7 protein-coding genes are annotated in these 11,667 nt (G+C 41.2%); all 7 read left to right on the forward strand.

The window, feature by feature from the left end; translation table 11 throughout:
• Positions 1-66 precede the first annotated feature (66 nt).
• The gene (locus ACEW8F_RS10785; RefSeq protein WP_373483473.1) at positions 67-2,898 is read left to right on the forward strand and encodes a GBS Bsp-like repeat-containing protein; all 2,832 of its coding nucleotides are present in this window, start codon (positions 67-69) and stop codon (positions 2,896-2,898) included.
• A 118-nt stretch (positions 2,899-3,016) separates the two neighbouring features.
• On the forward strand, positions 3,017-5,014 hold the full coding sequence (locus tag ACEW8F_RS10790) for a GBS Bsp-like repeat-containing protein (protein ID WP_373483474.1): 1,998 nt from the start codon (positions 3,017-3,019) through the stop codon (positions 5,012-5,014).
• A gap of 109 nt (positions 5,015-5,123) precedes the next feature.
• Positions 5,124-6,107 (forward strand): glycosyltransferase family 2 protein, encoded by a 984-nt coding sequence (locus ACEW8F_RS10795; RefSeq protein ID WP_373483475.1) that lies wholly within the window; start codon positions 5,124-5,126, stop codon positions 6,105-6,107.
• Positions 6,108-6,198: 91 nt separating this feature from the next.
• Positions 6,199-7,065: a glycosyltransferase family 2 protein gene (locus ACEW8F_RS10800; protein WP_373483476.1), complete on the forward strand. Its 867-nt coding sequence runs from the start codon at positions 6,199-6,201 to the stop codon at positions 7,063-7,065.
• A gap of 22 nt (positions 7,066-7,087) precedes the next feature.
• Positions 7,088-8,485, forward strand: coding sequence for an undecaprenyl-phosphate glucose phosphotransferase (locus tag ACEW8F_RS10805; protein WP_373483477.1), 1,398 nt, complete (start codon positions 7,088-7,090; stop codon positions 8,483-8,485).
• A 95-nt stretch (positions 8,486-8,580) separates the two neighbouring features.
• On the forward strand, positions 8,581-10,653 hold the full coding sequence (locus tag ACEW8F_RS10810; RefSeq protein ID WP_373483478.1) for a hypothetical protein: 2,073 nt from the start codon (positions 8,581-8,583) through the stop codon (positions 10,651-10,653).
• 10 nt (positions 10,654-10,663) lie between these two features.
• Positions 10,664-11,608, forward strand: coding sequence for a glycosyltransferase family 2 protein (locus ACEW8F_RS10815; protein ID WP_373483479.1), 945 nt, complete (start codon positions 10,664-10,666; stop codon positions 11,606-11,608).
• Positions 11,609-11,667: the final 59 nt, after the last annotated feature.

Below are 11,667 nucleotides of genomic sequence, written 5' to 3' on the forward strand. Positions count from 1 at the left end.
GATATTATCGCTACAACTATCAATGTAATGACATCGGGAAAAAATTTTGAAGAAAGGAGGAAAATAATGGAACATGTTAAGAACAGAAGCAAGCAGATTGCTCTGGGGATGATTGTCATCCTCACGCTATTCACTTTCTTTTCATATTTTAGTGGGACAGTTGATGCGGCCAGCACCACGATCGTGGTTAATCCGGGGCATTTAGATGGAGTTGATTCTGGAGCAGTGAACAGCAGCAATGGGATTCGTGAGGTTGATCTTAATAATGCCCTGGCAATAAAGATTGTTTCAACGCTTCGAACCAGTGGTTATAATGCCATGTTAAGTCACCCTGTTCCTGGTAATCCCGGATTGCCAACATTGCTTTCAAAAAATCCGGTTTATTCTGCTTATTCAACAACAATTTGTAATAAGGCCAATGAAATTGGCGCTGACTTACTGATTAGCGTTCATCATAATGCTAGCAGCGACAAGACCGCCAGCGGTTATGAACTCTATTGGAGCAGTTATCATCCGACGGTTGACAATAATGGGATTTATCAGAAAGCCGGTTTGTGGGGCGATGGCTCGACGGCTGATTTGGATGCAACGCCGCCAACGATTGCTTTAAAATCAAAAGAGCTGGCGAATTTATTCAATGAAAACTTTAAAAGTCTGGGCTATGTATCCAGTCGTAACAAGGTTGTTGAGCGGGATGATGCGATTACGCGAAAAACAAGCATGCCCTCGGTACTAATTGAAGCCGGTTTTGTTTCAAATTCGAGCGAAGCGGTAAAGATGGCAGATGGATCCAATCAGCAGAAAATGGCCGATCAGGTTCTGATCAGTGTCAGTGAGCTTTTTGGGACGTCAACATCGCCGATGACGGCCACCGGTTTTACGGCCACGGTTAGTGGGGATAAAATCACAGCAACGGTTGAAGGCGTATCAGCACCCAATGGATTACAGGTTATCTATATCCCAACCTGGAGTGATGAGGGTGGACAGGACGATTTGAAATGGTACACGGCAACCAAACAAAGTGATGGCAGTTACAGTGCTACCATCGATGTTAAAGATCATGGCTATACCAGTGGCGATTATCAATTGCATTGTTATGGCGTAGATTCTTATGGTAAATATACCTTGTTAGGAAATACGACTGCGAAGGTAATTTCATCGGTGCAGGAAAAGATGTCGGCAAGCAGTGTAACAGGCGGAGTATCAGGCAAGAACATCACGGCAACGGTAAAAGGGATCATCGCACCGAATGGGATCACTTCAGTATCAATACCAATCTGGAGTGAAACCGGTGGTCAGGATGATCTCAAGTGGTATACCGCCACCAAACAAAGCGATGGTAGCTACAAGGTAATTATTGACATCAAAGATCATAATTATGATGGTGGTAACTACAATATTCACGCCTACGGAACAGACAGCAACAATAAGATGACATTTTTGGGCAGTACAACGGCAACCGTTAAAGTTGACACCATGACAGCAACCAGTGTAACCGGAACGGTATCAGGCAGTAAAATTACAGCAACAGTCAAAGGGATAACCGCACCAAACGGTATTACTGAGATGGTATTACCAATCTGGAGTGAAAATGGTGGTCAGGATGATATAAAATGGTATACCGCCACCAAGCAAACGGATGGCAGTTATAAAATTACCATTGACATCAAGGATCACAATTATGATGGTGGAACCTATCATATTCATGCCTACGGTAAGGACAGCAATGACAAAATGACATTTGTCGGTTCGACAACGGTAAAGACGATTGTTGAACCCATGACAGCAACCAGTGTTTTAGCGAACGTGTCAGGGAACAAGATTACAACAACCATTAAAGGGCTTAATGCACCAAATGGTATTAAGTCAATTTCTGTACCAATCTGGAGTGATGTGGGCGGTCAGGATGATTTGAAGTGGTACACGGCGACCAAACAAGGTGATGGCAGTTACAGTATCACCATTGATATTAAAGATCATAACTATTCGGGTGGGGCCTATAATATCCATGCTTATGGTACAGACAACAATGGGAAGATGACATTTCTAGGAAATACATCAGTGAGTGTAGCGACAACACCGATGTCGGCAACAACAGTAAATGCAACCGTATCAGAAAATATTATTACCGCGACAGTCAGTGGAATAACAGCTCCAAATGGGATCAACAGCATTTTAATTCCAACCTGGAGTGAAGCTAATGGCCAGGATGATATTAAATGGTACACGGCTACCAAAAAAAGTGATGGCAGCTATCAGATTATGATTGATGCAAAAAATCATAACGGCGACAGTGGTACCTATTTTATTCATGCCTATGGCGTGGAAACAGATGGACGATCAGTATTTCTTGGCCAAACATCAGTTAGTGTCCGATATGTGGAAACCCCGATTATGGGGGCAACCACAGTGACAGCAGCTCAATTGGTGGCTTATTATAAGGGGACAGGAAGTACATACCCACAAATTTATAATGATCTGGGAGTGAATCTGGAGACCTTTGTTGGGCTCTATATCAGTGAGTGTAATGCCGAAGGCGTTCGTGCCGAGGTTGCCTTTGCGCAGGCAATGCTGGAAACCGGAAACCTTCAGTTTGGCGGAGACGTTAAACCGGCACAATTTAATTTTGCCGGTTTGGGTGCCACCGGAGGTGTGCCAGGTTACGATTTTGCAACGGTGTATGGATATAACAAGGCTGGTCTTCAAACCGGAATCAGAGGACATGTACAACATTTAAAATGTTATGCCAGCAGTGCGGCATTGAATCAAACCAAGGTTGATCCGAGATGGAACGATGCGCTTCGGTTAAGAGCCATTTCAGTTGAAGAACTGGCAGGAACCTGGGCAGCTGACACCACCTATGCAGGTAAGGTTAAAACGATAATGAAAAAGTTTTAGTTAAAGGAGGCAGAGCTGAAGAAATTCAGCTCTGTTTTTTTTAGCTAAGTCTTGACGCCGGGAATGGTTCAATGGTAGGGTAGTGATAAATCAAAGGATTATTATGAGGGGTGCAGAAATGATGAAAAGCACGGATCGGAAAAGCTGGAAGAAAATATTGGTCATTTGTTGGATAGTTTTTTTGTTTTTTTCATCGGGTCAAATTATGGCCCAGGAAGTGACAGAATCTGCTGGTCAAGAAAATATATTACCAGAAGAAACGTCAATATTGGCTGATCCTGAACAGGAGCCAGTAAAAGAAAATTCAGAAGTGACAGAAGATACCCCAGAGAATAATATTTTGGATTTGCCGACAGAAGAGGAAAAGTCAATCACTGATGAAGACCAGACCGTTGAGGAATCGACAGAAATGTCAGCGACTTATCTAAATGATTTAAAAGTAAACGTAACACGCGTTGAAGAAAATAAGACTCAGTTTATCATCAGTACCGTTGGTTATGCCGGAAAAACCGGGATCGGCAAGGTTTTGTTTCCCACCTGGACAGAACGAAATGGACAGGACGAAATTCGTTGGTATCAGGGCGTACTCAATAGTAACGGTGAATACAGTATTACTGTGGATAACAAAGACCACGGATTTGAAACGGGGGAGTATCATATCCATACCTATATTTATGGGTTAACGGGAGAAGTTGCTAAAACATATACTAATATATACAATTTAGAAAGGTCTAACCCTTCAATTAGCGTCGGCGAAGTAGCAAACAATAACTATAAAGTTCGAATAGTTGGGGTGAGTAATCCGAGTGGCGTTGTAAGCGTGAAATTTCCCACCTGGAGTCAGGTGAGTGGACATGATGACTTGCGCTGGGAGTCTGGTATATATGTGGGAAACGACACCTGGGAAGCCACCATTTCAATTAATAACTACAGATGCAGTTATGATACATTTATTACTCATGCTTACGTAACGGATAAAGATGGACAGCAAAAGTATATTGGTGCTGTCGAGCAGATTGTCAGCAATCCATTCTTAGCGGAACCTTTAGAAATAAAAACTCAGCAGGATCGAGATGTGTCGAAGTTTTCAATCAGCACACAAAATTGCACGGCAAAAACTGGTGTTAAGAGTGTTGTTTTTGCAGTGTGGTCGAATCGCAATGGACAAGATGAATTAAGGTGGTATGAGGGGGAACTGGGCCCGGATGGCGAGTTTTACGCTTATGTTGACATCTCTAACCATGGCTTTGAATCAGGACCTTTTATTACCCATGCTTACTTACGGGGAACCGGGGGAGAAAACATTGCTTTCACCAGTTCCGAATTTATCATGCCAAAGATTAATCCAACCATTGAATATGATAATGCGGTGCTCAATAATATTTTTAAAGTACGGATCAAGAATGTGAGTAATGAAAACGGGGTGTCCGGTATTATCATTCCGACCTGGAGCCTAACAAATGGGCAGGATGATGTCAGGTGGGAGACGGCGACCTATATTGGGAATCATACCTGGGAAGCCACCATTAATCTGCGCAACTACAATATCATTGTTGATGAGTTTGTTTCACATCCTTATCTGATCGATCAGAACGGAAAATATCTTTTCTTAAAAGCTTCAACAAAGAAAATTTTGCAGAATACAGCCACTATTTATGGTTTTTTCAATTATCCCCTGGATAAAAATTACAAACCAAATGCTGGTGATCCCACTGATTGGTTTGGACCCCGATGGGGTGATATCCACGAAGGAATTGATATTCCGGCGCCCTATTATGCCGCTTGTTATGCGGTTGGCAATGGTGTCGTAGAAAAGGCTGGCTATTTTATGGGTTATGGACGCTATGTTAGAATACGAACTACTGATCGATATGGCGAAAGTGTTTCTTTCTTTTATGGTCACCTGCAGGAGATCAACGTCGCTGTGGGGCAATCGTTAAGCAAGGGACAAAAGATTGGATCGGTTGGCGGATCAGGTTATAATGCCCAGGGTAAGTATATTGATAATGCCTATGGCCCCCACCTTCATTTTGGAGCAATTGTCAATGCCGATTATGCCTGTGTCGATCCGGAAATATGGATCGATTTTCATAATCCATACAGCAACGCCAATTAAGGATCAATCATAAAAGCGACTGGGGACAGATCCTGGTCGCTTTTTGTTTAGTAAAGGAAGATCCTGTGTTATAATGAAGCGGAATATTTATGGGAAAAAGGAAGATTTTATGAAGTGTGACGTTTCAGTTATTATACCGAACTACAATGGGGAAAATTTTATCGCAAATTGCCTGGATAGCATGATGGTTCAAAGTTTTAGTGAGTTTGGACATATCGAAATCATCGTCGTGGACGATTGTTCGACCGATACCAGTGTCAGTATTATTAAAGCATATAAAAATGTCACGTTGTTGGAAAATCCAGTTAATTCGGGTTTCGACAAGTCCGTTAATCAGGGCATTCTGGCGAGCCGGGGAGAATACTGTTTGCTTCTAAATAATGATGTGGTGGCGGATCCGGATTTTGTGAAATATTTATATCTGCATATTGATGACACGCCCAGTGTTTTTTCAGTGAGCTCAAAAATGATTCGTTTCTACGAACGTGATAAGCTCGATGACACCGGTGATTTTTATAATATTCTTGGCTGGGGGTATAAACGGGGCGATGGACATTCGGTGGATTCCCATAATAAGCCAACGGGGATTTTCAGCACCTGTGCCGGGGCTGGGATTTACCGTCGCTCTGTTTTGAATGAGATCGGCTTGTTTGATGAGGCTTTTTTTGCCTATATGGAAGACGTTGACATTTCCTACCGGGCTTTGATTAATGGCTATAAAAATCGCTATGAGCCAAAAGCCATCTGTTACCATATCGGCAGCGCAACGACCGCTGAAGGACAGAAGTACAGCCCATTCAAAGTACAGATTTCGGCGCGTAACAATATTTATGTGGCTTATAAGAATATGCCGTTAATTCAGTTGCTGGTTAACAGCCCGTTTTTGCTGCTGGGATTTTTAGTTAAGTATGCCCTTTTTGTAAAAAGGGGCTATGGCCGAGACTATGCTGCGGGAATTAAGGAAGGACTCAAAAACCATAAAAAAATTGCTAAGCTACCCTTTCAATTAAAAAATCTGGAGCATTATTTTTTTATTGAAGCGCAATTGATATTGAACGTATTTCGATTCTTCGAAAATAAAATAGGGAAGTAAAATGTTTCCGTTTCTACCCTTCCATATTTAAAGGGTGTATGGTAAAATATAATGTCTTTTGAAAGACAAAAGGGCTTAAGAAAGGCTGAAAATGGATTTATCGATTATTATTGTTAATTATAAAACAGAAGAATTGACATCAAATTGTATTGATTCAATTATCAAAAGCAATACCAAAGGTTTGAACTATGAAATCATCCTGGTGGATAATGCTTCCGAAGACGGCAGCATTGAAGCCATTGAAAGGCAGTTTCCAGTTATAACAATTATCAAAAACAAGGAAAACCTCGGTTTTTCGAAGGCCAATAACATTGGCATGAAGGCGTCACAGGGGGACTATATCCTCTTGCTGAATTCCGATACGATTGTTGATCTGAATGCGTTAAAAGGTGCTGTGGCATTTATTAAAGATCATAAACATGTTGGGGCTCTCGGTTGTAAGGTACTGCTGCCTTCAGGGAAGTTGGATCCAGCCTGCAAACGAAGTTTTCCGACACCGCTAAATGGGCTCTATCACAGCCTTAGTCTGGACACCGCATTTCCCGAAAGCACCCGTTTTGGGGCCTATAATCTGACCTATGTGGATGAGAACAAAACATGCTCCATTGATTGTATTATGGGGGCTTTTATGCTGGTACCGCGGCGAGTTATCGATGCTGTTGGGATGCTGGATGAGGATTTTTTTATGTATGGGGAAGACGTCGATTGGTGCTATCGGATCAAACAGGCCGGATATCAGATCATCTATTACCCGGAAGTTCGCATCTTTCATCATAAAAAAGCCAGCGGCATTGGAAAGCGGAACCCCCGGGTGATTGCCGCATTTTATGATTCGATGACAATTTTTTACAATAAACATTATCAGAATAAGTATAATCGTTTCACCCGGTGGGGTGTGATCACTGGTACGACGATGATGAAAAAAATGGCATTGGCCAAAAATAAGCTTAGAAAATAAAAAGCGGGAAGGGAGACTCGGAATGATCAAAAGCAATCAGCGTTTTTTTAACTTTGTCTTGGTGTTGTTTGATATGGGCGTTGTGACGGCTTCCCTTTTATTTGCCTGGTATATCCGATTTGTTTCACCATTTTTCGATGATGGCGTCCGCACCATGAACCTAAGAGCATATATCGAATTATTGGTGATCATTATTCCTCTCTATCTGATCCTTTTTCTTTTCTTTGGTCTCTACCAACCTTATCGTAAACAGCGTTTTTTTAAAGAATGCCGGGAAATAGTGTTTGCTAACATTATTGGGATAACGATTCTGATGTCGGCCCTGTTTACCATGAAAAGCATCCATTTTTCCCGAATCATGTTGGGTATTTTCTTTATTACATCGACAGTAGCAATGATTATGGAGCGAGGCTCGATTCGCAAAATTTTACGAATGGCCCGGGAGCGGGGTTTTAACATAAAGTATATCATCATTGTCGGCGCCGGTAGTATCGGTCAGACCTTTGCTGCAAAGGTTGCCGGAGATCGGCAGCTGGGTTATAAGGTCACCGGGTATGTTGATGATTATTATCATAAAAGCGATAAGGATGGGATTCCGATCCTCGGAAAAACCCGGGAAATGAATGAAATCCTGGAAGAATATCAGGTTGATGAGGTCATTATTGCATTGCCTAATACCAGTTATAAACGGATCGATGAAGTTATCGATATTTGCGAATACCAGGGGATTAAAACCCAGATTATCCCGGATTATTTTCATTTGATTCAGGGAACAACGGCTTATTTTGATGAATTGGATGGCATTCCCCTGATTAATACCCGCTATATTCCACTGGATCAGCCATTAAATAAATGGATTAAACGCGTGATTGATATTATCCTTTCGATGCTGATTATGATTCTGGTTTCGCCAATCATGCTGGTGACAGCAATTCTGGTTAAACTGACATCACCGGGGCCTATTATCTATAAGCAGATCCGGGTGGGAATGGGACGAAAAGAGTTTTGGATTTACAAATTCAGATCGATGCGTTGTGATGCCGCCATTCCCGGTGAAATCGGCTGGACCACAGAGAACGATCCGCGAAAAACAAAATTTGGGGCGTTTATCAGAAAAACCAGTATTGATGAATTGCCACAGTTTTTCAATGTTCTCAAAGGGGACATGAGCATTGTTGGCCCCCGGCCTGAGCGACCCCATTATGTTACCCAGTTTCAACATGAGATTCCCAAATATATGATTAAACATCATGTCCGCCCGGGGATCACCGGTTGGGCTCAGGTACAGGGGTGGCGGGGCGATACCTCAATTCATAAACGGATCGAGTGCGATATTGAATATATCGAGAAATGGACATTGTGGTTTGATGTCAAAGTCTTTTTTATGACGTTTAAAGCGGTATTTGAGAGTGGGTATTAAATTTGAATGGAATATTGTCAAATAAGAAAGCAAAGATTTTTAGTTTAATAATTCTGTCACTGATGTTAGCTAGTTTTGGTGAATTGTATTTTTTAATGATCGAAAATAAGATAGCGATTGGATTCTTTCAATCTTGGACAGGAATCACCCAAATCATCGTTGTCGTTAATTATCTCAGACTATTCTTCTTCATGGGTTTGGCTATTGGATTAAGCGTTTTGACGCATGTTTATGGAATGGAAAAACTAACTGACTTAGCTTATCAATATCGTTTCTGGATTTCGGGAGTGTTGCTGGTTGTATTTGTTTTGTTTGAAATTCATGGTTCATCGATCTTGTATTGGCAGAATTATTTAAGTAATCTGACCACTATTTTTGAACCATTAATTGGCATATCGAGAGGGATCCGCAGTGATGAGTGGGCGGTCAATACGCCGATGATGTTGTCACAGTATTATAACAATTCTGGGTTGTTCCCCTATTTCAGCGAAACCATTCGGGGGACATTAACCGATACCTTTATTATTTATGGTCAGCCAGTACGAGATATTGCCATATTTTTCCGCCCCTTTCATTGGGGTTATTTATTGCTGGCTCCGGCCAAAGGGTTGTCATTTTTTTGGATTGGCCGGGCGATAGCCCTATTCCTGGTCTCTTTTGAGTTTGGGATGATACTAGCAAAAAAAAGCAAATTGCTGGCACTGATTTATGCGTTGCTGATCACCTGGTCTCCGGTTGTATCGTGGTGGTTCGCCATCAATGGTCTTGTTGAAATGCTGGTTTTTGGTCAATTGGTATTGATCATGATCACATTATATATGAATAGTCAGAATTATTTTAAGCGAATGCTTTATGCTCTGGTGATTTTAATTTGTGCCGGTGGATACATTTTAACCTTTTATCCGGCCTGGCAAGTACCGCTGGTCTATGTGTTTCTGGCATTATTTATGGGCGTCTTTCTTGAAAATCACAAATATTTTATTTGGAATAAAAAAGATGTTGGGATTGGGATTGGGTTAGTTTTGTTATTAAGCCTGGGTATGATTTATATTTTATCGAAATCCGGTGGAACGATCAGTGCAGTGATGAATACCGTTTATCCGGGAGGTAGTGCGGAGACCGGTGGGAACCAGGTTTCACGATTGTTTTTATATCCGGGGAATCTGTTTTTTTCTTTTTCCCGGGAATTAACTTATGCAAATCTTTGTGAATTGGCAGTTTATTTTGATTTCTTTCCAATGGGATTAATTATGACCGGCTGGGTTTTGTTCAAACAAAAGAATTTTGACAAATTATTAATTCTGATGCTTGTGACAAATGCGATTCTGATATTATGGTGTTTGTTTCCGTGGCCGGAGTGGCTGGCAAAAGCGACATTATTAAGTTACTCAAAACCGGTCCGGGCATTTCTGGCAGTGGGATTTTTAAATATCCTGTTGCTGATCCGAGCCCTTGCTTTATTTGAAGGTACGTTTTCAAAATGGGTAAAAGCTGGCAGTGCGATGCTGATGAGCCTGGTGATCACGCTTTTGGCATTTAAAACATATGAAGGCTATCTTGATTTAAAGATGAGCATTATTATTCTGTTTTTTTTGTTTGGATCATTTTATATCATTTTAAGTGGAAACAAGGACTGGGCCCGAAAAGCTTTGATCGTGATTTCGCTCATTATTGTCTTTGTGGCAGGATTGTTTGTCAATCCGGTGGTTAGTGGATTGGATGCTATTTATCAACTGAATTTAATCAAGAAAATCGAGCAGATAAATACGGTGGAAAACGGCTTGTGGATTGTCGACTCGGGAGCAGAAATCGGTTTTCCGGTTATAAACTTACCGCTGATGGCCGGGGCGCCGACAATTAACTCGACTAATGTTTATCCCACCCTGGAACGATGGCATTTACTGGATCCTGATGGATCGGAAGAAGAGATTTATAACCGTTATGCCCATATCAGCATGAATTTGACCAACACGGATAATGAAACGAATTTTGTTTTAAAGTCGCCAGATCTTTTCGAAGTCAATTTAAATATTAATGATTTAGAAAAAATGGAAGCAGCTTATGTTTTCACGAAACGTGATTTGTCGATGCTTTCAAGTGAGAAAGTAAGTTTTGATGAACTGGCAGATGAAAATGGATTTAAAATATACACAATAAATTATCATTAAAGGAGTAGTGATGGAAAAGGGAAAAAAGACAGCGATATTAATCCCCTGTTATAACGAATCAAAAACCATTGAAAAAGTAATTAAGGATCATCAGGCCGTGATGCCTGATGCTGATATTTATGTTTACGACAACAATTCCAGTGATGGCACTGACGAAATTGCCCGAAAAGCCGGCGCGATTGTCCGGTATGAGTATCGGCAGGGGAAAGGGAATGTGGTCAGAGCGATGTTTCGGGACATCGATGCCGACTGCTATATTATGACTGACGGAGATGACACCTACCCCGCTGAATTTGCATTGGAATTGGAACAACAGATATACCAAAAACGGGCTGATATGGCCATCGGTGATCGGTTGTCATCGACCTATTTCACAGAAAACAAGCGTCCTTTTCATAATATCGGAAATGTGCTGGTGCGAAAATTAATCAATGTTTTGTTTAAAGCAGAAGTAAAAGATATCATGACCGGCGCCCGGGGGTTCACCAGAGAATTCATCAAGTCCTTTCCAGTAACATCAAAGGGCTTTGAAATAGAAACTGAAATGACGATTTTCGCACTGGATAACAATTTTAAAATTGTTGAGGTGCCCATCGATTATCGGGATCGACCGGAAGGTAGTGAGTCAAAACTCAACACCTACTCCGATGGCTATAAGGTTTTAATGACCATCGGAACCTTGTTTCGGGATACCAAACCCTATTTGTTTTTTTCTATCGTTTCGTTAGTATTGCTAGTAATCAGTGGGGTCTTTTTTGCGCCAATTTTAATGAATTATTTTGAAACGGGCATGGTAGCCAAATATCCGACTCTGATTGTGATTACGGCCTTGTGGATTATTGCGATCATCAGTTTTTTCAGTGGGGTTATTCTGCAGGTGCTAAAAAAACAGCACCGTCATAACTTCGAAAGACATCTGAATCTGCTCAACGAGATTTGGAGAAAAGAATCCTGATTTAAATAAAGTATATGTGTTAATAAATTTAAAAAAGCAGAGACTAAAAATACAAGATA

The sequence above is a fragment of the Acetobacterium sp. genome, from assembly GCF_041752335.1.
GTDB lineage: Bacteria > Bacillota > Clostridia > Eubacteriales > Eubacteriaceae > Acetobacterium.